This is a genomic window from Lactonifactor longoviformis, assembly GCF_042848515.1.
GTDB classification, from domain to species: Bacteria; Bacillota; Clostridia; order Lachnospirales; family Lachnospiraceae; genus Lactonifactor; species Lactonifactor longoviformis.
Genome location: NZ_AP031453.1, coordinates 1,009,557 through 1,032,630, shown reverse-complemented (window position 1 = coordinate 1,032,630; position 23,074 = coordinate 1,009,557). Strand labels below are relative to the sequence as shown.

Genomic DNA, 23,074 nt, shown 5'->3' with positions numbered 1-23,074 from the left:
CTCAATCTTTAAAATAGTAATCGCCGCGATACCCGGCCGCCGCCAGCGGCAAGTCCATGCACCAGCGGGGATTTGCCGCCATGATCTTACAGATATCTTCCGGTGTGTGCTTCCCGATGGGTGCTTCAATAATGACTTCGTCATGCACATGGCCCACGATCTCAAATCCGGCTTTCTCAAGCCGCCACATCGCTTCCGTCAGGATATCCCTGGCGATTGCCTGTGTTGCGTTTTCCACAATTTTTCCAGAGTACGTCTCCTGCCTCTGCCACTTGTTATTTGCCCCTGTCCCACAAAAAGTCAGGCTCATCCGCCCGAATCGGTTCGGCTGGAGCTTCGACTGAAGATATGCCAGTTTCCTGCCCGATGGCAGCACCATCCACAGCGTACCGGAATAATACTGGAAACGGATTCTCTTGATACGGTGTTCTTCATGGGTTTTTATGGTTTCCACTGCTGCTTTCTCCACATCCCACCAATACTGCACGATTTTCGGGTTTGCCTCCCGCCAGTTCTGGATCAGATCCGGCAACTCCGATTCTTTCAATCCCATATCCATCGCACCCATGGAAATCAGCGCACCCACGGAGCCGCCGTAACCACAGTTATGCACCAGACAGCCGTCTACAGTGAACCGATGCCGGGGCCCTGCATTAAGGAGGTCATAAACAACCGAAAATCCGTAGTACACATCTTCGGAATAACCGTGCCTGTCCATCCGCTGAAGCCGAAGATGCTGCGCCGCTGCGTAAGAAAAAGGTACCGGTTTATCTTTACCTTCAACATACACCAGATGTTCCGGGGTAGCTGATAAGCCATCATAATGCAGGATTGGCTGTTGGCCTTTCAAAATCAGTCCCTGGTGCTGTACCCATTCCACACCATCCCATACCAGATGCCCTATAGTTACTTCCTGAATAGGAACAAGCCCCCGATTTGTCAGAACCATGCTGTTCCGCGCAATGCAGGCTAATTCCGCTACTTTACCCTTCTGCCGGAGGTCACCATTCACGCCATGTTTTACTACCGGCACATGGAACATCTGGCTGGCAGACTCACAGTAGATATCTGCCCCTTTTTCAAATGCATTCAACCGCCACTGTTCGTCCGCTTCCCATGCAAGCACTCTGGCTTCAATCGCTGAGAAGTCTGCAACAATAAACTCACAGCCTTCTTTGGGAACCAGCATAGTGCGGATCAGCTGGGACAGCACATCCGGTGTATTGCCGTAGAGCATCTCCACCGCTTCAAAACACCCCATCTTCACAAGTTCCCTCGCTTCATCCAGGGTGGAAATGTGGTTCTGGGGAAGATTTTGCAATTGAATTCCCCTGCCTGAAAAGCGGCCCGTGCGATTGGCGCCGTAGAACTGGAACAATCCCTTAGCCCTGCCATCCTGATTGACGTACCGCTCCGCCGCCTGGTATTTCTTCACAGAACTTTTCGCCATCTGTAACCGGAGTCTCAGCATATCCAGCGCCTCCTGGTCACATCCGTTCTTATCCAGTTCTGTGATCATTGCCGCCACATCTTTCTTTCCAAGGCTCTCCATCGGGATGCCTTTTTCCTCCAGCCACTGTTTTAGCTGGCTGACGCTGTTCGGGTTCTCAAGGCCGGTCAGTTCATAGGCTTTTTTTGTCATCTCATCCGACAGCATCAGGTCACAGGCAATCGCCTGCTCCACCAGTACCGTGTCGATCCTGACACCCCGGTCGTTGATGCGCTGATCCATGTGATAGTAGTTCCATTCAGTCTCCGGCATTGGGAACGTCTCCAGCCGTCTGCGGATATCCCGTTCAGTACGGACATCCTGCAGGCAGTAATCCTTAAACTTCCGCCACCCTTCCGGATCATGCTGCGGGAGGTTCCGTGTGCGCCCTCCATTTGATTTTGTCGGCTTACACGGCATAGAAAAATATTTAATTAAGTTCTCTCCCGCCCGATCCTTCTGCTCCCCGGTCTTTAACACCAGTGCCGCATTCCTCAGTGCAAGCGGGAGAGAAAGGGATGCCGCGTGTATCATGGAACACTGCCAGCTGTCCGGGGAGAGTACCCGCCCCAGATAATGTCCGATGCAGGTACGCTCAAACTGTGCGTTCCAAGCCGCTTTGATAACGCCCGGATCGTCAATAGCCTCCCATATCTCCTGCGGCACACTTTCCCCGCAGGCCATATCCACGATCCGTACCTCCTCATCGTCAAAGGCGTATGCCAGCAGCAGGATTTCAAAATCATCCGCCTCCACATACCGGTACACGCCGCACTTGGAAAGGTCTGCGCTGCTGTAGGTCTCCAGATCAATGGAAAGCACCTGCGGACTGTCCGGCGGCCTGCTGTCTGTATAGATCTCATTCATGTTCATCACCCCATGTAATGGGAACTCCAGGATGAGTCTCCTGTCCTCATCCTAGCTCCCATCATTTCATTGCTGTGTTGCTTTATTTAAGGAAATCCGGCATATCTTCGCCCAGAACCTCTTCCTCTTCCGTTTCCAGTGCATCAAATTCGCTTTCCGCAGATGCCCTGCCGGACAGACGTTCCCCGTCTTTCACGAACTGGATATTGGAAAGGCCGGCAGCCACACCGCGGTTACCATTGGCATTAAACGGATAGAAATTCACGCTGACGTTGCAGTAGCACCCGGAATAAACCAACATCGGGTCTGTTACAGGCTGTACCCTGCGATCAACAATACCCGGCGCATCCTTGGATGTGGCATTGACGAACATGCAGTCCTGATAGGTCTCATCATCCGGACGGTCGATATCACCGTCACGCAGGGGCAGTTTCAGGTTCGGCGGGATCTTTCCGCTCCACTTGCGTGTCTTGCCATCCTCTTTTGCCGCCTCCACTGCTTTCTGGATGCGGGCCAGGGTTTTCTTGTCACTCTTTGGAATGACACAGGAAACGGAATATTTCTCATCACCGCCATTAATTGCCTTCGGCTGCCAGATATTCGCAAAGGAAATCCGGCAGGGAATAATCACTTTCGTAGGGTTTGTATTAGTTGCCATAGTCGTTGTCCTCCTATATTTCATTTCTTAACCGGATCACTGATCCAGCACTTCAAATTCATCTTCGGCAGTCCCGCTTAAATCCACTGCCGGGCGCGGGTCTGTTTCCGGCACCAGCGCCAGCTTGCCGGGCGGCTTGACCACGAACCCACCCAGTATCTGTGCGAACCGCTTTTTGCCCATCATCTTCTCGAATTCCGTTAGGGAGATAAGTTCCTGCTTATACACATCCGTGAAACCTTCTTTTGCTGCGGCATCCACTACCGCTTTTGTGTCTGTAAACTGCCGCTTGCTCCTTCCCTCCACTACCTTATAGCCGGACCAGACAACACCGTGGTTGATCGCCTCGTTGGAAACATAAGCAAATACGGCGGTGATCCACTCGGAGATGCGGTTCAGTGTCGGAAGGATGGCTTCAATCTCCTGTTGGGAGATCAAGGCCGGAGACTTGAAGGTGGGGGCTTCCGTGTCCGGGCTGTAAGGTGCCGTGGCATCGGTCAGTTCCACCTCATCTGCCAGCGCCCCATGATCCAGGTCAAGAAATTCCTCCCTTGCCAGTGCCAGTGCTTCCTCTGCCCTTGCGCGGCACATGGCCTTTGCCCGACAGAACCTACACCAGTCACCCGGTTTTTGCTCACCTTTCCCCTCAAATGCCATCTTTGCCACCGGCCGGATGCTCTCAGCCCAATCCAGAAGTTCCCGTTTCGTACAGGTAAACGTACTGATATTCTCAAGCCGCGGCTGGATGATGGTCATGGAAACGGTCTGGATGTCAAACAGATAGTCATAGGCATGCAGTGCGCCAAGTGCATACAGCATCATCTGCGTGTTGTGGTCTGCATCCACGAACACGCCGGAACCCGTCTTGAAATCACAGACGTGGAGCAGACCGGGGGCCAGGATCACCATATCCCCGGTACCAAAACCGCTCGGTGCAATATGGCTGTAATCCAGCTTTTCCTCTACCAGTGCCAGCACAGAGAGCCCCTGTGCCTTCAGCTCCTCTATTGTGGAGATCACAAACTCTGCATAAATGTCTGTGATATTTTCAATCTCCTCGGTCAGATACTCGGACTGCGGACGTTTCATCCGCCGGTGCAGATACTTCTTTACCTTATACTCACACAGCTCATGCGCCCACGTCCCTTCCTCTGCATAAGAGGAGCTCTCATTCGGGAAGTTCTCCTCCAGCCTTGCGGATGGCGGACAGTTCAGCCACCGCTTGGAACTGGATGCGGATAATAATGCGTGTGCTCCCATAGGCATCACCCTCAAAGCTGGGCGAGGTCGTTTAAAAACGCCTCCCGCTTGTCTTCTGGAAGCTCACTGACTGCGCCACAGCCGTAGGCAGTAAGCAGTGCTTTAATCTTCGGGCTGTTCTTCCGGTTAGTAGTGATCTTCTGTGCTGCAACTTTTAAAAGGTCATCCACAGCAATTACAGCTGGTGCTTTCTTTCCATCTTCTTCCTCCCATGGCGGCGCATCTTCTGAGTTGCCGTTGTCCGCTGTATCTGCGCCCTTTGAATCCGCTTCGGTAGATGCTTCTTTCTTCCCAGCTGATTTTTCATCCCTGTATTCCTCAGAAATCTGCTGACCGGTCCCAATCTGCTCTGCCAGTCCTTCCATCTGCCGCATCTGCTCCGCCATTCCGTCAAACATGATGGAGAACCCCTGAAAGATGGTGGTCATGCCTTTTATGATCTTCTCCGGGCTGACTACTGCTGTCTTTCCTTTACTTTCGGTCTTTGCCATGGCCTAACCCTCCTGTTTCAGATTTCTTTCCCGGACGCATCCCCTCCGGCAGCACGGACTCCATGATGCCCATGAGGATAGCCCCGCCCAGAAGCTGCCCCAACATCTCCGGGAACTCATTCTCCAGGAAATCAGATGTGCTGCCTTCCGGCTTATGGCTCTCCTGTGCCGTATGCTCCTCCTGTGCTGCACTGCCGGCCTCCTGCGGATCATCCCCTGTGATTTCTTCTTCCACAACCTCAACAACGCCCATCTTCTCCAGGATGCGTTCTTCTGCCGCCAGCACCTTTTTCACGATGCTCATCTCAATGCCAGTCTCCCCGGCAATCTCCGCTGCCAGCTCATCCAGATCGATTTCCACATCCTCTCCCTGGCATCCACAGCAGCATGGTGTATCTTCCTTTTCAAAATGGTTCGTGGTTTCCATATGCTCGTCCAGATGGATGTGCAGATTTCTCACTCTCAAAACGACTGCTTCTTTTTTCATATCCTTTTTACTCATGGTTCGTGTCCTCACTTTCTTCCTGATCTCGGCCGCTCTGCTCCCGGCAGCCCTCCGTGTGTTCTTCCTGTCTCTGTTTCCACGCATTCACGATGCACTCGATCAGCCTGCCCGGTTCCGGCAGGCACCGTATCGGGATACCAAGTTCCCTGGCATAACTGATCTCCCGGCTCATGCCGTCAGAAATCCGCTCCCCGAATACCCACAGTTCGTCTGAAACTGCCAGCCACCGCCTCCCAAGCGCCATGCCCTCCTGCCTTTCCTTTTCATCACCATCCTCAAGGAACTGGGTGAAATACAGATGCGGTGCCAGGGGCAGATACCCCAACTTCACTAATATCCGGCAGGCCAGCTTTGCCCTTTTTACGTTCTCTTTCATTTCCCACTCCCGGTCCGCTTCTGAGAGGGAAGTAGCCTTATACGGGGAACAAACGTAAATGGCCTTTGCCGTGCTTTCCGTAACCTTAACTCCCATCGGTGTCCTCCTCTGCAGGTGCTTCCACGGGGTGGAATGAAACGCTGTCCACACACCCACTGGGCATGATGATCAGCACACGGTTCTCCCTGCCAAAGAGCGCATCCAGAACCCGGCTGCGGATTCCCCTTTTGTGTACGTCACAGATGGGCCTGCCCATATCTCTGGTGCCGATGTCCATCGTGAATCTCTTTGCTGCATCCATTGACTTATCCTCCTTCCGATCAAATCTGTTTCCGGCGGCTGTGCCTCCGGGAAGGAGATTTCTATGACCCCCTTCACCTGTTGTCGTGGGAGAAGGGGTTTGTCAGGGTACTTCAAAAATTTTTTGATATTTTTTTCATCTTCTTTATTGCGGTCTTCAAATTTTCGTTTACAGACTGTTTTGCTATCCCTAGCTTGTCCGCAATCTGCTGCTGCGTAAGCCCATCAAAAAAGTATGCCGTGACAGCTTCACGTTGCCGCTCAGTCAGACAATCTAACAATTCAGACAGCATGTCCCTCTGGACAATCGCATCCAGCACATCCGGTACTTCCTCTTCCACCCGGATATGCTCCCAATCATCCTCATACTGCCTGCTGCCCTTTCTGTCGCCTTTCCGGTTCATAAGGTTCGCCTCGATCTGCTCCTCACCTTTTAAGGCCACCGCCACGCTCCAGTCATCTCCATCCAGAAAGAGGCGGCTCTCTGTGGGCAGACCATCCTCCCCGTCATGGAACCGGTATGTATACTCACCACACTCTCCAATACTGACCACGGTGGTGCCGCTGCCATTGGAATAAACGGCATAACCGCCCGGATACACGCTCAGGCTCCCGTCCGGTCCAATCTCCCGGACCGCCACAGGTTCTTCCCCGGATTCCCTTAACTGCCTTGCGGTCGGAGTCTTATGCCCTGTGCCGTTTCCAACCATCTCCCGTAACTGCCGGAACGTAAGCCCGGACTTTTCTTTTTTTCTTTCCATGTCGTGTCCTTTCCGCCCGGACACGAGATACTGTGGTCATTCACAGACAGGCTGTGATTCCCACAGCAGGCGGCAAAGGACATAGAAAAAGGCGGACCTGAGTGCCGGAAGTACACCCGAATCCGCCCGAATACCTGAAAAAAGCGCAGCAAGACCAGAGGGTACTTCACAGCGATTTTTTTCGATACCTTCCGACACGCTGCCGGAACATATGAAAAACCGCCCTATGAAATATCCTTTGCCTTCTCGCGAACCAGGCATTTGATATATGTATTTTTCGTTGCCCCTGCTATCTGCAGGGATGTTGGCCGTTCCCCTACTCCATGCGGCACAGCCGGAGCCGCATGGATACGCACCACCTCCTTTCCAAGCCATCTTTCGACAGGCTTATTGTATTAATATGCAAGACACCCTGCTGCCACAGCGAGAAATGTTATAAATCCCCAAACCCTGTCGCACCCCCTATAGGGCAGAAACACCCGACAATGCACAATCCATGTGCATCTTACTTTGTCGGGCGTCTCTCTATCTTTATTCTCTTATCTTTATTTCACAAGTTCTGTCAGCCACGGTACCAGCGGTCTTGCGACCACCCTGGCGTTTAAGTAAGCCATCTCCAGAGTCAGGCAGGTATGTCCCATGTAATAACCGTCCATCACTTCCAGCGTCATGACAAGGTCCGGTTTCTTCATGTTTGTCAGATAAACCGGAAGAAGGTACTGTATCTTCCCCTGGTATCCCTGCGGAACTACAAGCCCCGGCTCCACCACGGCCCTCCTCCTGCCAAGTTCCACCGCTGTTTCAAATAAAAGCGGCAGGTTCTTTGCCTTGCGGATCTTCGCCGGAATCCGCTCCAGATTTTCTGTATCCCCTAATATGTGTTCTACGTTTACCCTGATCGGCCAGTCCGGATTAAATCCCGCTCCCCGTTTCGCTGTGTAGTAGGAAGGCTTCTGCGGCAACGGCTGTATGTATCTCAGCCATGGTGACAGCTCGTCACAGAATCCCCTAAAATACCATTCCAACATGGAATCCTTCTTGTGGTTCCGGTCAAAGAAAGCGTAAATCCCTTTATACCGGCTGTTATAAAGTCCGGTGTGGAAACACGCACGCTCATTCTCCACATGGAAGAACTGTGCTGCTTTTCTGGCATCTTCTGCTGAATTGAACTCAATGCATTGTTTGCGAAAAATCATATGTATATAGCGTTCCAGAATAGGTGTGTCCTGGTTCTTTGTCACATTGGTTGGTTTCTTGAACCGCCACGGCTCCGGGAGGGCCATCCTTGATAACTCGTCCAACTGCCCGTACCAATCCGGCACATAGGCAAAATCAAATAAATCTGTTGTCAACATTTCTAAGTCCCCTCCATTTCGGTATAGCATCCACCAGCTTCATCTGAATCCGTGTCTTTAAATCCCCATCGACATACTGGTACTCTTTCCCCTGGGCGTCCTCCGCCTTCACAGTCGCTAATGTGTTGATATAATCGTCATAGTAAATTAGAATCTGGTCGAGAGCTTCGCGCTCGCCTCTTACGGCGGCGCAGATCAGCTCATATGTAAGTTCATTTTCTTTCATAATGGTTCCTTTCATGATAATTTCTTATGGCAGCAAACGCTTTTTGCCGCCAGTTGTAGATTGTCCTTGGCGTGACAGCAAACTGTGCAGCTATCTCAATATCCGTGTACCCATACCAGAAATCCAGAATCAGTACCTCCCTCTGTGTTTCTGATAATTTCCGCATGGCATTGTAAAGCCATTCGCTGGTAATCACACAGATGTGGGATTTCCCCTGCAGAAACAGATGCTCGGACGGATAGACATCATCCTGTACCTGTGTTTCAAACAGATACTGCAGCTTTTCTGTCACCGCCTGTTCTCTTTCTCGTTTTCTTTTTTCTTCATCCACTGCATTCCTGCACTCGTTCTTCATCACAGTCTTGGCAAAACTGTCAAATATGGCAATGATGCAGTCCTTGTCTTTTAAGGGAGCCGACATGATCGTTCCCCCTTTCCTATGCAGTTTTGAGTGGTCCTTATCGCCTCCTTTGAACTACTAAGACGAATCTGCCCATGCAAAACCGGAAAGGTTTTTCAAAATTTCTCAAAAATTTTTCCGAGTGGCAGAACTGTCTTTTTGTCCCTTTTAACTACTAAGACAGATCTGCCCACCCCAAACCGGAAAGGTTTTTCAAAATTTTTTTTAAAATTTTTCCGGGCAATAGAAATGCCCCTTTTTCCCCTTTAAATAACTAAAACAATTCAGCTTTCTAAAATCGGAAATGAAAACGGAAATTTTTTAAGAAAATTTTTCATGGACTATATTTTCAATAGAGGCACAAAACAAACACGGAGGGCTTCTGCTCCAATAACAATCAAGGAAATTCGTCAGAAATTGACATAGAAAAACGCCAGGGAGCCTCTGCTGCTTCCTGACGTGATAGTGCCAGATATGGTAATAATATGCGCTATAGGTATTATTGCAGGTATTGAACACGCAATATAATGCCTGTTCGTAGGTATAAGACTCCGCATCGAATGCTAAGATTTTTTTAATTGTCCACCCGGTTGGAACCTATACCCTTTCACAAAAATAAGGCCATCCATGATTTCCTCCTTACGGCAAACCACAGATGGCAAACACGAATAAGCCCTGCTGCGGGAAGCCGTTTTTTTTATTGGCTCCCCGACAGGGCTTTCTATATTCCATTTCCACAATCGGCATAATCTTGCATACTATGTAGGTACGATTAGGGAATATGAAAACCCAAATCGGCACGATAGAATATATGTGAGGTGAATGATTATGCCGAAAGACAAATTAGCACATTTGGGTAACTGCATCCGCGCCGCAAGACACGTCTGCAAGCTAACCCAACAGGAACTGGCGGACGATTGCCATGTGGCAATCAAAACCGTCCAGAACATAGAAAGGGGACTGATGAACCCTTCCTTTGAAATCCTATACCCGATTGTGAACCGGTTAGGAATTTCAGCCAACATCCTGTTCAACCCGGAGATTTCCGATGAAGATATGGATGTAGAGCATCTCATCGGGAAATTCCAAATATGCCATCCGCAGGAACGGAAATTCATGTTAAACACCGTGGACTGTATGACTGAGCAGTTTCTCGCCCAGCACAGTGAGTCCGATGCGGAAAAATCTGAGTGAAACCAGTAGGACAAGAATTCCTTGTTGCTACTGGTTTTTCTCGTTATCTGCCATTATAAAACACCGACTTATGAACGAGTTATGGATGAGTTATGAATGGTATAATATTTTGAAAATCGTTCGACAAAATATGACGCTAAAACTGAAAAATGCCCCGGAGTAATTTCTCACGTTACTCCAGGGCATCTCTATATTCCATAGCCTCATACCAATTTTGTATCTTGCCTCTTGATACATGGCATCCATAGTCTTAATTTACGGTTTCCCTTTCAAACAAATCAGTCACTACTGTTCTGCTTTCGATATTCGGCTGGTGCCATTTTCAAAATATCCCGAAAAGCAGTCGCAAACTTACTCTGATTTTCGTACCCCACCTGATTTGCAATCTCTGCTATGGTGTACTGCGTTTGTCGAAGTAGAACAGCAGCCTGCTTAATCCGATATTCTTTCATATACGCACCAATCGGTTGTCCGTAAATTCCTTTAAACGTATCTTTTAATGTTGCTGTATTGATGAGATATTCTTTAGAAAGTTCCTCAATCGTAGGGCGCACCTGCAGATTGGAAATCAGCTTTTTGTGTATTTCTCTCACAACTTCTACCTGCGGGGAGGTATACTGCTCCCGCTGCTTTTCTTTCGATACGTCTACCATACATAGGAATAATAAAAGCTCCTGGACCTTTATCTTAAAATAGGGTTTCTGCAGGCAATCCGGCACAGAATAAAGTTCAGAAAAGATATGTTCAATCTCATCCTTTGCCCGCATAACAAAACAATTCCCATCCGCACAGAATTTTTCCTTAAAATCTAAAATGTCAATGCCACTCTCAGAAAGGATTTCCGGCGGGTTTTCTGCTACGATTTTCAGGTTGATTACCACAGAGATTCCACGATAATGTTTTAATGGAAAACTCATCTCCGGGGAACAATTATCCATTGTGTGAATGGAAAGATCCCCCTCTCCAAGATACAAGCAGGAACCGCTTAAAAGCGTACTTCCTTCCCGCCCTTCCCGACAGTGATTGATTTCTAATATATTCTTATCCAGATTTCCTTTCCAGTCACAGCTTGTGGCTTCAAACTCATTATAAATAAGCTGTATTCCAGGATAAACCTGGTAAACTGTCATCAATCCCAGACCATCTGTACAGTCCATTTTATAAACCGTACAATATCCATCATTATCTTTTGGAATGACCGCAGACAACCCTTTTGCATTTGTAATAGGGTTTTCGCTCATAACATCCCTTTCTATTAATCCGCTCTTTTTTATTTGCTCTGCCAGAATCTCTCTGGACTCTTTTATTATATAAGTTTTTCTCATTTCGCACCGCTCCAATCAGAAGGATTTACAATCCATTTAGCATTATATTATAACCCTTCCAATAGTGCAAACAGAGAAAACGGGCTGACGCCCTCTAAGAAAGCATCAGCCCATGACCAATTATTTACTACAATATTCTTGCCCTACACAGCCAGAGCAGCTGCCGCCACAGGAACCGTTCTTACGATCTCTGTGGATTTTCCGGACAGCCCATACCGCATAAGCTGCCACTCCTAAAACAATGATTCCGGTAACAATCATTCTATTCTCCTTTCCCACTGGCAGCCCATAGCTCATCTGCCGTAAGCTTCCAATGCTTTGCATATACCTCACATTTATCGCATAAATGATCGACACTCTCCGGGGATTGCAGATCAGTGGATTTCGCCCCGGTACGTTTCACCATCTCTCGTAAAAGCTGTGGATTTTCCAGCATCGGGCAGGGGCGCAGCATATTCTTGTTGAACGGCTGGCCGTCATGGTATGCCATAAAGATCGGGCTTTTTAAGGCTTCCAACAGACTGCACTCATGGATGTTCACATTAGAGTAATGGATGAACACACACGGCTCCACATCTCCGGCAGCATTGATATGTAAATAATTCCGTCCTCCGGCAATGCAGCCGCCTACATATTCTGCGTCATTCTGGAAGTCCATGCTGAAGATCGGTTTTGTGTTTCTAAATGCCCTTATCCGTTCATAGACAGTCTTTCTCTGTTCCGGTGTGGGCAGAAGCTCCGGCACCGCCTCATTGCCAACAGGCATATAGTGGAAGAACCAGACAAACATCGCTCCCATTTCAATCATCATATCAAAAAACGCTTCACTGCTAATGTCCGCATAGTTTGCACTGGTGTAACAGGTAGAAATGCCAAAGGGCAGTTTATTCTTACGCAGCAAATCCATCGCCCGCATGACTTTTTCAAAAACCCCCTGTCCCCTGCGTCCGTCATTCGCCTGCTCAAACCCTTCTAGGCTGATTGCCGGAACAAAATTCTTTACCCGGAGCATTTCCTGGCAAAAGGCATCATCAATCAAAGTTCCATTCGTAAAAGAAAGGAACTCGCAATCCGGATGGCGTTCACACAGCGTGATCAAATCCTTTTTCCGGACCATCGGTTCTCCGCCTGTGTAAATATACATATAAGTGCCCATCTCTTTACCCTGGCGTATAATGCTGTCAATGGTCTCCAGATCGAGGTTCAGCTTATGCCCATACTCGGCAGCCCAACAGCCCGTGCAGTGCAGGTTGCAGGCCGAAGTGGGATCTAACAGAATCGCCCACGGCACATTGCAGTTTTCCCTTTCCCTGATCTCATTCTGAATGGCAGAACCTTTCAGGGCTGAATTGACAATAAAATTCTGAAAGAAGGTTTTTCTCACTCCTTCATCCAATTGATATGCTTTCATAATCAACTGATACCAGTTGCCTTTTTCTGCGATTGCTTTACGAAATGCAGCTCGCTGTCCCTCATACCACCCATCCGGTAATACCTTATCCATCATGCTCATTGCTTTGGGAATATTTTTTTCCGGATCTTTCTCTAAATAATCCATCACCGTTTTCACAGCGGTTGAAAAAGCTGTATTTTTTACTGAATCAATGATACCCATGCTTATCCTCCCACAGGCCGCCCGATTGTCAGCCTGCATTCCTTTCGTTTTTCTTAAATAACCTTTTTCCGATCATGCCGGTCATTACAAGAACGGCTGCTATACAAATCCATTTTCCTGATTTCATCTTTTTACCTCACATTAAAATTCCAATACGATAAATAACAAATGTCACAATCCATGCTACTGCTAACTGAAACAGGGCGGATAACAGCATCCACCGGGTACTGCCCGACTCTTTCCGTATCGTTGCCAATGCCGCCGCACAGGGAATATACAGCAGACAGAACACCATCAATGCCAACCAGTGTATCCATCCCTGCCCCGGAATTGATGTTCGGAACTCCAAACAAGACGGCACAACTGGAAACTACCACTTCTTTTGCGGAAATGCCAGCAATCAGAGCAACCGCTATCTGCCAGAATCCCAGGCCAATCGGTGCGAAGAACGGCACAAGCCCATACCCCAGAATTGCTCCGAAGCTGTCTGCCATTTCTGTCGTATAGCCATGCGGTCCAAAGTTTAAGATCACCCACATCGCAATCGATGCCACAAAGATTGTGGTTCCTGCTTTCGTCAGGTAGTCTTTCACCTTTTCCCATACATAGATCGCTACTGTTCTGGCACTTGGGGCTTTATATTCCGGCAACTCAATCAACAGATAGTTTTCTGACTTCCTCCGGTCAATCAGATGAATGACCGCCGCCACCAAAATCGCAACCACCAACCCAATCAGGTACATGGAATAAGCTACCAGCATAGCATGTTCTTTAAAGAACATCTCTGCGAACAATATGTAGATCGGCAGGCGGGCACTGCAGCTCATAAATGGTGTGATCAGCATCACCTTAAAACGGTCACGTCTATTTTCCAACGCCCTTGACGCCATGATTGCCGGAACCGTACAGCCAAGTCCCAGGATCATAGGGATAAACGCCCGGCCAGAAAGACCAAGTTTACTCATAATCCCTTCCATGACATAAGCAACACGGGCCATATATCCGCTGTCCTCCAAAAAGGCCAGTGCCAGAAACAGGATAAAAATATTCGGTAAAAAGGTAAGGATACCGCCCACACCAGCGAGAATGCCATCTACCAATAACGAACGGAGCATTTCACTGACTCCAGCAGCAGCCAATCCATCGCTGACTGTACTGGAGAGACTTTCAATTCCTACTTCTAAATATCCTTTCAGCCAATCTCCGATGGTAAAGGTCAGGAAAAACACCACTGCCATAATACCGAGAAAAATCGGGATACTCCAAAAACGGTGCGTCAATGCCCGGTCTGCCTTTTCTGTCAAAGCATCCTGCCGGTCTTTATTTACCAATACTTCTTTGATGATCTCCTGAATAAAATCATACTTCTCGTTGATGATGTCCGACTCATAATTGCGGTCAATCACATCCGGCAGGTTGACCGGATACCGTTTTGTAATCTCTTTATCCTGCTCTAACAGCTTAATTGCGTGCCAGCGGTAATTCGTCAAATCCGGATATTTCTTTTTCAATTCTTCTATAATAAAGTCAATCTTATCCTCGATACCATCACTGTAAACCATCGCATATTCCGCATGATGGTCATGTCGATGTTTCGGCTTGTATTTATGATGATGAATCAGGCATTCCGGGGCCTTGCAGTCTTTGTGGTGTGCCGCTGCATGAAGCAGCACATCCAGCCCGGTACGCTTCCTGGCGGAAACAGGAATCACCGGAATCCCCAACATCTCCGGCAGCCTGTGTGTATCAATCTCCATGCCCCGCTTTTCCACAATATCCATCATATTAAGAGCCAGCACCACAGGTTTGCCAAGCTCCAAAAGCTGTAACGTCAAGTATAAATTCCGTTCCAGTGCCGAAGCATCTGCAACATCAATAATCACATCGACTTCATCGCTTAATATAAACTGTCTGGATACCTGCTCCTCCATTGTATAAGAAGTCAGGCTGTAAGTGCCGGGAAGATCGACCAGACGGATATTCAAGTCATGGTCCTTTATGGCACCTTCCACCCTTTCAACAGTAACACCCGGCCAGTTTGCCACCTTCAGGTTCGCACCTGTATAGGCGTTGAAAAGCGTGGTCTTTCCACAGTTCGGATTTCCGATGAAGCCGATTGTCAAATTCTCTTTCATCGAATCACCCCACTACGATATTTTTGGTGATGTTACGCCCAAGGGCAAAACGGGTTCCCCTAACCTTCACGATCAGGACGCCTTTGTTCTTACTGTTTAAAACAGCAACCGATGTCCCGCTTGTCATTCCCAGGGCTTCCAGCCGTTTTTCCATATTTACGGGAAGGTTCATATCCACCACCTTATATTCTTTTCCTATCTTTCCATCACAAAGATACATAGATGTCCCTCCTTACCGCTTTGCTTTCGCTGCAGCCGGCATCTTACGGAACTCAGAAAGCATCATGCTGATCGTAATCACTACGAGAATTGCGTCCGTCAGGGCAATCGCCAGCCAGACGCCACGGATACCCATGCCGCCAACCATCGGCAGGATCACGCAAAGCGGGATAAACAAGATGATCTGACGGAACAGTACCAGCCAGGTCGCCTTGTTTGCTTTCCCCAAAGATTGGAACAGCGTCACGGCAATCAGGAAACTTCCCTGGAGAATGTAAGTGCTGAACATAATACGAAAATTTGCCGCACCAGAAGCCGCTACACCCGGCGTTGTAATGAACATCGAAAGTACCTTATCCGGGAACAGTTCTACCGGGATATAAAATACCAAAGACAATACCGTAGCTGCGACCACAAATACTTTCGTCAGTGTCTTTACCCGATCATACTCTTTTGCTCCATAGTTCGTACCGGCGGCAGGCTGGAAGCCCTGGCTGATACCCCACAGCGGAACAAAGGAGAAATTCCAGAACCGCAGTGCCGCACCCAAAAGAATCTGGGAAGTATCCCCGCCGTAATTTGATGCCACACGATAGATCACCGTCTGCTGTACCAGTGTCAGAATCTGCATCAAAAGTGCGGATACGCCAACAGAAAGAACCTGTGGAAGCAACTCTCCATCAATACGGATGCGTCCGATTTTTACGTTCGGACTTTTCTTTTTGAAATACCACAAAGTAACAGCAGCCTGAATAAACTGGGAAAGAATCGTTGCATAAGCGGCTGCTTCAATTCCCATGCCATAAGGTTTCAAAACCGTGATAAAGATCGGATCAAGGATAATGTTCAAAATGGCTCCGCTGGCAATAATGCTCATCGCCTTTTTCAGCTGTCCTTCTCCACGGATGACCATGTTCGCACTCTGGAAGAAGTTTACGAACAGCGATCCGGCAAACACGATACGCAGATATTTCTCTGCATAATTTAAAATGTTGTCACTGGCTCCTGCCAGAGTCAAAAGCTGGCGGGTAAACACCATACCCACTACGGTATAAATAACGGACAGTAAGAGAACCATTGCGACTAAATTTCCCATAATCTTCTTTATAGTTCCCTCATCCTTCTTTCCTATCGCACGGGACAATACCGATGCGGAGCCTACACCTAACATAGCGGCAGAGCCTGCATTGATCAGTGTAAATGGATAAGAGACAGATACTGCTCCCATCTGGGCTGCTCCTACCATCTGGCCTACAAAAATGGAATCCATCATGTTATAAAGCCCAACAACCACCATGCCAAGAACCGCAGGAATGCTGAGTTCTATCATAAGCGGCCAGGGACTTTTCGTTAAAAGTTTTGTTCTTGTATCAAGTGCCTGTTTCATCACTTATTCCTCCTGGTCTATTTTGTTAGCCATGTCTAACCATATAAAGTATATAAAATCCGGGCTGTTTTGTACGCTCCTAACCGGAGGAATTACAATCCAACCGGAAGTAAAATCGGGAGCAGAAAGGGTTCCAATCCTCTCTGCTCCCTGTATCATTGTGCCATTTTCTCCAGCAGTTTCAACGCTTCCTCCAACTTAGGATTTTCCACATCTGTCTGCAGGGCCTCCCGGACACAGTTTCGGATATGGGCCTGTAAAATCTGTTGATTGGCACTCCGCAGTAATGCCTGTGTTGCCTGGAGCTGATTGGATATATCCACACAATACCGATCAGATTCAATCATCTGCAGGATACCGTCAATCTGCCCTCTGGCAATCTTCAGTTTATGGGTAATGTCGCTCTTTTTTGCTTTCATAGGCAACCCGCTCACTGAATGCTTACAACCTGATAACCCGCATCTTCAACAGCGGCTTTCAGTACATCATCCGGTACATCCTGGCTCATCTGTACCTGGGCGGACTTGCTCTCCAGATGAACTGCCACATCTTTGATGCCCTGGATTTCCCGCAATGCCTTATCTACGTGCTTTACACAGTTCATACAAACCATACCTTCAATATTCAATACTTTTTCCATTTGGATCGCTCCTTTGCTTTCACTTTTTATTGTTGTCCGTTCATACACGCGATCCTCATTTGGTTCCGCATGGGATGCGTGTTTTGCTTTAAACCATCTAAGCCTCAGCGCATTTGATACTACAAACACGGAACTGAAACTCATGGCAAATGCCCCGATCATTGGATTCAGTTTCAAATCAAACGGCAGATAGAACAGCCCTGCCGCCACTGGAATACCGATGATATTATAAATAAACGCCCAGAACAGGTTTTGCTTAATATTACGGATGACTGCCTTACTGAGCTGGATCGCCGTTGACACATCCAGCAGGTCACTTTTCATCAGAACAATATCCGCTGACTCAATCGCCACATCCGTTCCGGCTCCGATGGCAATGCCTACATCTGCCCTGGCAAGCGCCGGGGCATCGTTGATTCCATCGCCTACCATCGCCACTTTTTTACCGCTATCCTGCAAACGCCGGATTTCCTTTTCCTTATCCTGCGGAAATACCTCGGCTACTACACGGTCCACGCCAACCTGACGCCGGATCGCTTCTGCTGTTTTCGCATTATCTCCGGTCAGCATGACCACCTCAATGCCCATCGCAGACAATTCCTGTACTGCCTGACGGCTGGTAGGCTTTACCACATCAGCTACGGCAATCACACCAATGAGTTGCCCGCCACGGGCAAAGAACAGCGGTGTTTTACCGTCAACTGCCATAGATTCCCCAAGCTGCAGGAGTGCTCCGCCCGAAATGCCATTTGCCTGGAGTAACCTCCGGTTTCCGGCATAGCAGATATCGTTTCCGATCTTTCCTACAATACCCTGGCCGGGAATCTGTTTAAAATCACTTACCTGAAGGAAAGAAATCCTTTCTTTTTCTGCTTCTGCCACTATTGCGTCTGCCAATGGATGTTCGGACAGTTTTTCCAGGGAAGCCGCTATCTGCAGCAGTTCCTTCTGACCTACACCGTCCCCACATAATAAGTTTGTGACTACCGGAGTTCCCTGTGTGATCGTTCCGGTCTTATCAAGAACTACCGTATCAATACCATGTGCTGTTTCAAGAGCTTCCGCAGACTTAATCAGGATGCCGTTTGTTGCACCCTTTCCGGTTCCGACCATGATTGCGGTAGGTGTGGCAAGCCCCAACGCACAGGGGCAGGAAATCACTAAGATGGAAATACCAATGGAAAGGGCAAATTCAAACCCGTAACCCAACAACAGCCATACGACAACGGCAATCAATGCAATGCTGATTACCACTGGTACAAACACACCGCTGACTTTATCGGCCATCTTTGCAATCGGCGCTTTAGAGCTGGTCGCTTCATCCACCAGACGGACAATCTGTGACAATGTGGTATCGTCACCCACTTTGGTCGCCTGCATCTTAAAATAGCCGGACTTATTCATGGTTGCCCCAATGACCTTATCTCCGATATGCTTCTCTACCGGAATACTTTCACCCGTCAAGGCAGACTCATCCACAGAAGAAAATCCTTCAATGACAATTCCATCCACTGGTACAGACTCTCCCGCTTTCACGATCAGCGTTTCCCCGGCCTGCACTTTCTCCACCGGAACGGTAAACTCCTGTCCATCACGTTCTACGGTTGCAGTCTTGGGGGCCAGGTTCATCAGCTTGGTAATCGCATCTGAGGTTTTCCCTTTTGCACGGGCTTCCAGAGTTTTCCCTAAAGTAATCAGCGTCAGGATCATGCCTGCGGATTCAAAGTACAGATCCATCATAAAACTGTGGACGGTAACCATATCCCCATATCCGAACCCGATGCCTATTTTATAAATGGCATAAATCCCGTAAACAATCGCCGCACCGGAGCCTATGGCAATCAGGGAGTCCATGTTGGGAGAACCGTGAAACAGCGTCTTAAATCCCATCCGGTAATATTTCGAATTGACAAATACCACCGGGATCAGAAGCAGAAACTGTGTAAAAGCAAAGCTCATGGCGTTTTCCATTCCTAAAAGGATGCCTGGAAGCGGCCAGCCCATCATGTGTCCCATTGATATGTAAAACAGCGGTATGGTAAAAATGGCAGACAGCAGGAGCCGCTGTTTCATCTGCTTATATTCTGCCTGTGCCGTACTGGTTTCCGGATTTTGAGTCCGGCCTGCGGCACTGCTTTTGTTCTGGACCTTTGCAGCTGTTTTGGGGAATGCCCCATATCCGGCTTTTTCAACAGCCTGGACAATCCCTGCTGTATCCAGAACAGATTCATCATAAGAAGCAACCATGCTGTTCTTTAACAGATTGACGGACACTTCTTTGATGCCGGGCAGTTTTCCCACACTCTTTTCAATCCTGGCCGAGCAGGCCGAGCAGGTCATACCCGTAATGTCAAATTGCTCCTTTTGCAATTTCATCCCTTCTTTCTTTTTATTTTTATCAGGGACACTCCTGTGTCCCTGCTGCGGCGTGCATATCAGCTTTGCTGATAATGTGCACCTATGCACGCCTGCAATCTGCCGGAGGCATATGTCAGTGTCCACTGACATATACTACCCGTCCCCCGTAGGGAACAAAATCATTATAAACACGCCTTCCTGGTTTTGTACACTCCATAAAGGAGCATTTTTGATCCAAAAAGCAATTCCTTTTTTGCAGAAAATCCAATCAGCAGGTTTTCCAATCCAAAGGGCAGAACTGCTCCCAAAACCGTTGACTTTGTGCCTTTTCGTGAATATACTGATGGCATGAACGATTAAACATTCTTTTAATTGTTCAGCCATGTCAAACCAACCAAATAACTATAGAAAGGGGATATCATCCTATGAAGAAAACAATCAAATTAATCGACCTTGACTGCGGACACTGCGCAGCAAAGATCGAAAGTGCCGTGAAAAAGATTGACGGTGTTACGAATGTATCCGTGAACTTTATGAACCAGAAGATGGTACTGGAGGCACCGGATGACAAGTTCGCCTCCATCCTGACCGAAGCAAAGGCACTGATCAAGAAAATCGAGCCGGATGTAACTGTCAAGGTGTGATGAAAAGCTGGACACCGGCTGCCGTTTCCTGGTAGCCAGTGTTTTTTACATTAAGACACAGGGAAAGTATAATTACCGCTTTCCCTGCCATGAAAGGAGAATAGAAATTATGACACGAAAACAAAAGCATCTGCTTACACGCATCATTGTGGCGGCAGTGCTGTTCTTTGCAGGGAGCTTCTTACAGCTTCCTGAATATGTAGAAATGGGTGTATTCCTTGTCTGCTACGCTGTTGTTGGATGGGATATTGTATGGAAAGCGATCACAAACATCCTCCACGGGCAGGTATTTGATGAAAACTTTCTGATGACGATAGCCACCGTTGGCGCATTAATTTTAGGGGAACATTCCGAAGGTGTTGCCGTTATGCTGTTTTATCAGGTAGGCGAATGGTTCCAGTCTTATGCGGTTTCCAAATCCCGCAAATCCATCGCAGGCCTGATGGATATCCGCCCGGACTATGCCAACGTAGAACGGGACGGAAAACTGGTGCAGGTTGATCCAGATGAGGTGCAGATCGGAGATGTCATCGTAGTAAAGCCGGGAGAACGCATCCCTTTGGACGGAACAATCCTCGAAGGTTCCTCTGCACTGGATACTTCTGCCCTTACCGGGGAATCCATGCCCCGTGAAGTAGAGCCGGGAATGGAAGTCATCAACGGATGTATCAACCAGACTGGTATTTTGACCATCCAGACCACAAAGGAATTTGGAGAGTCTACGGTTGCAAAAATCCTTGATCTGGTGGAAAACGCAAGCGACAAAAAAGGCCGGACAGAAAACTTTATCACACGCTTTGCCCGATACTACACCCCTGCTGTGGTATTCGCAGCCCTCGCACTTGCCATCCTGCCACCACTGATCACCGGGCAGTCATTTGGCACCTGGATTTACCGTGCTTTGACCTTCCTGGTTATCTCCTGTCCCTGTGCGCTCGTCATCTCCATCCCGCTTAGTTTCTTTGGAGGTATCGGCGGTGCGTCCAGGATCGGTGTTCTTGTAAAGGGCAGCAACTATTTGGAATCACTTGCTCATACGGAAATGGTAGTCTTTGATAAAACAGGTACTCTGACCAAAGGTTCCTTTGCCGTCAGTGAGGTCAATCCAAAAGGCATGAAAGACACACAGCTTCTGGAACTGGCCGCATATGCGGAGGATTATTCCAATCACCCAATCTCGCTCTCGATTAAGAAAGCCTATGGCAGAAAAATTGACAGCGGCCGCATCACAGATGTTCAGGAAAGCGCAGGCCATGGCGTGCGGGCTGTCATTGACGGTAAAGCAGTTCTGGCCGGAAACGCCAAGCTGATGGTAAAGGAACGTATCCAATACACCCCTTCTACTGCTGTCGGCACCGTTGTTTATCTGGCCTGTGACGGAAAATATGCCGGATGTATTGTCATAGAAGATGAGATCAAAGCAGATGCTCCAGCAGCAATCAAACGTCTGAAATCCGCCGGAATCCACAAAACAGTCATGCTGACCGGAGATGCAGATGCCGTTGGAAAAAAGGTAGCAAACCGTCTTGGATTAGATCAGGCATACACAGAACTGCTCCCTGCCGATAAAGTTGACCGTGTAGAAGAACTGCTGAAACAAAAAAGTGAAAAAGGAAAACTTGTCTTTGTCGGGGACGGCATCAACGATGCTCCCGTACTGGCACGGGCCGATGTAGGTATCGCTATGGGCGGTCTGGGTTCCGATGCAGCCATTGAAGCTGCTGACGTTGTATTGATGACGGATGAACCATCCAAAATCGCTTCTGTGATGAAGATTGCCAGAAAGACGATCCGTATCGCAAATCAGAACATCGTATTTGCCTTGGGTGTGAAATTCCTGGTACTCATCTTAGGTGCTTTGGGATACGCCAATATGTGGGCGGCCGTATTTGCCGATGTCGGTGTCTCCGTCATTGCCATCCTAAACGCAATCCGTGCCATGCGGGTAAAGCGGCTGGATGTGCCTTCCCAGATCTAAAAAGATTTGAGAACCGAAATGCGCCGCACTTCATTCTTAACATGAAAGCGGCGCATTTCCCTTATTCGTCCTGTAATCATGACATCATGGTATATCCGGAGGGTATTTCCTCTATTGATTTGTCGGGCAGGATATTTCAAATAACGCATCTATAGAACGATGCAATAATTTAGCCTGTTGTGTGTCTGATAAGGAGTAATACACTTCTTTTCCTTCCCTGCGGCTGGATATGATCCCACTTTTTTTCAGTATCCGCAAATGGTGCGATACTGCGGGAGCACTCATATCCACAGCCGCCGCAATGTTACAGACACATTCTTCACAGTGACAGAGCAGCCATAAAATCCGCAGACGTGTCGGATCATCAAGCTGCTGAAATAAAAATGCTATATTAGTAAAGCCTTCCACAGAAGGCATCTTGTCTAATACCCGTTCAATATTCTGTCCGTGGTTGTGAGGTAGATTATAATGTGACATCAAAAATCATCTCCTTCCTGGAACTATCATAGCTATTTAAATTTTATCTGTCAAACAGCTTACACATAGATTGGAGAGATTACATGAATACAACAGAACATACAACTTTTATGGTTCCAAAACCAGAGGAATTACAGCAGCTATCTGAACTTTATAAAGCAATGGGTGATTATACCCGTATGCGGATACTGTGGCGTCTGATGGAGAAAGACTACTGCGTCAGTGATCTGGCAAAGGAAATGCAGGCCACAGAATCAGCCATCTCCCATCAGCTTCGTGCGCTGCGGATTGTACGCCTGGTCTACTCCCGCAAGGTTGGTAAAAACGTATTTTATTCCTTGCAGGACGAACACATCGGCTGGATACTGGAAGAAACCTACGCACATATTTCAGAGCGATAAAAGCACAGCCCCT

24 protein-coding genes and 1 pseudogene are annotated in these 23,074 nt (G+C 48.2%); 4 read left to right on the top strand and 21 right to left on the bottom strand.

Going from position 1 to position 23,074, the window contains the following annotated elements:
• Position 1 precedes the first annotated feature (1 nt).
• The 11 genes from ACGHCT_RS04685 to ACGHCT_RS04635 all read right to left on the bottom strand — a co-directional run bounded on the left by ACGHCT_RS04685 (position 2) and on the right by ACGHCT_RS04635 (position 8,709).
• Positions 2–2,356: a DNA polymerase gene (locus tag ACGHCT_RS04685; protein WP_390438528.1), complete on the bottom strand. Its 2,355-nt coding sequence runs from the start codon at positions 2,354–2,356 to the stop codon at positions 2–4.
• An 82-nt stretch (positions 2,357–2,438) separates the two neighbouring features.
• Positions 2,439–3,014, bottom strand: coding sequence for a DUF2815 family protein (locus ACGHCT_RS04680; RefSeq protein WP_390438526.1), 576 nt, complete (start codon positions 3,012–3,014; stop codon positions 2,439–2,441).
• Positions 3,015–3,050: 36 nt separating this feature from the next.
• On the bottom strand, positions 3,051–4,274 hold the full coding sequence (locus ACGHCT_RS04675) for a DUF2800 domain-containing protein (protein ID WP_390438524.1): 1,224 nt from the start codon (positions 4,272–4,274) through the stop codon (positions 3,051–3,053).
• An 11-nt stretch (positions 4,275–4,285) separates the two neighbouring features.
• Positions 4,286–4,765 carry a hypothetical protein gene (locus ACGHCT_RS04670; protein ID WP_390438522.1) on the bottom strand — a complete coding sequence of 160 codons (480 nt, stop codon included), beginning with the start codon at positions 4,763–4,765 and terminating at the stop codon, positions 4,286–4,288.
• Positions 4,746–5,267 carry a hypothetical protein gene (locus ACGHCT_RS04665; RefSeq protein WP_390438520.1) on the bottom strand — a complete coding sequence of 174 codons (522 nt, stop codon included), beginning with the start codon at positions 5,265–5,267 and terminating at the stop codon, positions 4,746–4,748. Before ACGHCT_RS04665 ends, ACGHCT_RS04670 begins: the two co-directional genes overlap by 20 nt.
• Entirely contained in the window at positions 5,260–5,742 is a 483-nt protein-coding gene (locus ACGHCT_RS04660; RefSeq protein WP_390438518.1) for a hypothetical protein, read from the bottom strand. Before ACGHCT_RS04660 ends, ACGHCT_RS04665 begins: the two co-directional genes overlap by 8 nt.
• On the bottom strand, positions 5,732–5,947 hold the full coding sequence (locus ACGHCT_RS04655) for a hypothetical protein (protein WP_390438516.1): 216 nt from the start codon (positions 5,945–5,947) through the stop codon (positions 5,732–5,734). The genes ACGHCT_RS04660 and ACGHCT_RS04655 overlap by 11 nt, the downstream gene beginning before the upstream one ends.
• 112 nt (positions 5,948–6,059) lie before the next feature.
• Positions 6,060–6,707: a sigma-70 family RNA polymerase sigma factor gene (locus ACGHCT_RS04650; protein WP_390438514.1), complete on the bottom strand. Its 648-nt coding sequence runs from the start codon at positions 6,705–6,707 to the stop codon at positions 6,060–6,062.
• A gap of 545 nt (positions 6,708–7,252) precedes the next feature.
• Complete coding sequence (locus ACGHCT_RS04645; RefSeq protein WP_390438512.1) at positions 7,253–8,062, bottom strand: DUF3825 domain-containing protein; 810 nt, start codon at positions 8,060–8,062, stop codon at positions 7,253–7,255.
• Positions 8,040–8,303 (bottom strand): helix-turn-helix domain-containing protein, encoded by a 264-nt coding sequence (locus ACGHCT_RS04640; protein WP_390438510.1) that lies wholly within the window; start codon positions 8,301–8,303, stop codon positions 8,040–8,042. Before ACGHCT_RS04640 ends, ACGHCT_RS04645 begins: the two co-directional genes overlap by 23 nt.
• On the bottom strand, positions 8,275–8,709 hold the full coding sequence (locus ACGHCT_RS04635) for an RNA polymerase sigma factor (RefSeq protein WP_390438508.1): 435 nt from the start codon (positions 8,707–8,709) through the stop codon (positions 8,275–8,277). The genes ACGHCT_RS04640 and ACGHCT_RS04635 overlap by 29 nt, the downstream gene beginning before the upstream one ends.
• A gap of 807 nt (positions 8,710–9,516) precedes the next feature.
• Here ACGHCT_RS04635 and ACGHCT_RS04630 point away from each other — a divergent pair.
• Entirely contained in the window at positions 9,517–9,882 is a 366-nt protein-coding gene (locus ACGHCT_RS04630; protein ID WP_343840041.1) for a helix-turn-helix transcriptional regulator, read from the top strand.
• Positions 9,883–10,160: 278 nt separating this feature from the next.
• Here the strand turns inward: ACGHCT_RS04630 and ACGHCT_RS04625 are convergent, their stop codons facing one another.
• The 9 genes and pseudogenes from ACGHCT_RS04625 to ACGHCT_RS04585 form a co-directional block, all read right to left on the bottom strand.
• Entirely contained in the window at positions 10,161–11,207 is a 1,047-nt protein-coding gene (locus tag ACGHCT_RS04625) for a helix-turn-helix domain-containing protein (protein WP_390438506.1), read from the bottom strand.
• A gap of 120 nt (positions 11,208–11,327) precedes the next feature.
• A complete protein-coding gene (locus ACGHCT_RS04620) occupies positions 11,328–11,468 on the bottom strand; it encodes a FeoB-associated Cys-rich membrane protein (RefSeq protein ID WP_390438505.1) in 141 nt (46 codons plus the stop codon).
• A 1-nt stretch (position 11,469) separates the two neighbouring features.
• On the bottom strand, positions 11,470–12,822 hold the full coding sequence (locus ACGHCT_RS04615; RefSeq protein WP_390438503.1) for a radical SAM protein: 1,353 nt from the start codon (positions 12,820–12,822) through the stop codon (positions 11,470–11,472).
• A 136-nt stretch (positions 12,823–12,958) separates the two neighbouring features.
• Positions 12,959–14,957: pseudogene (feoB, locus tag ACGHCT_RS04610) on the bottom strand (ferrous iron transport protein B).
• 4 nt (positions 14,958–14,961) lie between these two features.
• On the bottom strand, positions 14,962–15,177 hold the full coding sequence (locus ACGHCT_RS04605; RefSeq protein ID WP_390438501.1) for a ferrous iron transport protein A: 216 nt from the start codon (positions 15,175–15,177) through the stop codon (positions 14,962–14,964).
• A gap of 12 nt (positions 15,178–15,189) precedes the next feature.
• Positions 15,190–16,563: an MATE family efflux transporter gene (locus tag ACGHCT_RS04600; RefSeq protein WP_390438499.1), complete on the bottom strand. Its 1,374-nt coding sequence runs from the start codon at positions 16,561–16,563 to the stop codon at positions 15,190–15,192.
• Positions 16,564–16,566: 3 nt separating this feature from the next.
• Complete coding sequence (locus ACGHCT_RS04595; RefSeq protein ID WP_390438497.1) at positions 16,567–16,722, bottom strand: hypothetical protein; 156 nt, start codon at positions 16,720–16,722, stop codon at positions 16,567–16,569.
• A complete protein-coding gene (locus ACGHCT_RS04590) occupies positions 16,719–16,982 on the bottom strand; it encodes a metal-sensing transcriptional repressor (protein WP_390438495.1) in 264 nt (87 codons plus the stop codon). Before ACGHCT_RS04590 ends, ACGHCT_RS04595 begins: the two co-directional genes overlap by 4 nt.
• Positions 16,983–16,993: 11 nt before the next feature.
• The gene (locus tag ACGHCT_RS04585) at positions 16,994–19,579 is read right to left on the bottom strand and encodes a heavy metal translocating P-type ATPase (protein WP_390438492.1); all 2,586 of its coding nucleotides are present in this window, start codon (positions 19,577–19,579) and stop codon (positions 16,994–16,996) included.
• Positions 19,580–19,986: 407 nt separating this feature from the next.
• On the opposite strand from ACGHCT_RS04585, the gene ACGHCT_RS04580 reads away from it, so the two are divergent.
• Together ACGHCT_RS04580 and ACGHCT_RS04575 are read left to right on the top strand one after the other, a co-directional pair.
• Positions 19,987–20,205 carry a heavy-metal-associated domain-containing protein gene (locus ACGHCT_RS04580; protein ID WP_390438489.1) on the top strand — a complete coding sequence of 73 codons (219 nt, stop codon included), beginning with the start codon at positions 19,987–19,989 and terminating at the stop codon, positions 20,203–20,205.
• Positions 20,206–20,314: 109 nt separating this feature from the next.
• Entirely contained in the window at positions 20,315–22,183 is a 1,869-nt protein-coding gene (locus tag ACGHCT_RS04575) for a heavy metal translocating P-type ATPase (RefSeq protein WP_390438488.1), read from the top strand.
• 111 nt (positions 22,184–22,294) lie between these two features.
• Here the strand turns inward: ACGHCT_RS04575 and ACGHCT_RS04570 are convergent, their stop codons facing one another.
• Positions 22,295–22,660, bottom strand: coding sequence for an ArsR/SmtB family transcription factor (locus ACGHCT_RS04570; protein ID WP_390438486.1), 366 nt, complete (start codon positions 22,658–22,660; stop codon positions 22,295–22,297).
• Between the two features lie 83 nt (positions 22,661–22,743).
• On the opposite strand from ACGHCT_RS04570, the gene ACGHCT_RS04565 reads away from it, so the two are divergent.
• Entirely contained in the window at positions 22,744–23,061 is a 318-nt protein-coding gene (locus ACGHCT_RS04565) for an ArsR/SmtB family transcription factor (protein WP_390438484.1), read from the top strand.
• Positions 23,062–23,074 lie beyond the last annotated feature (13 nt).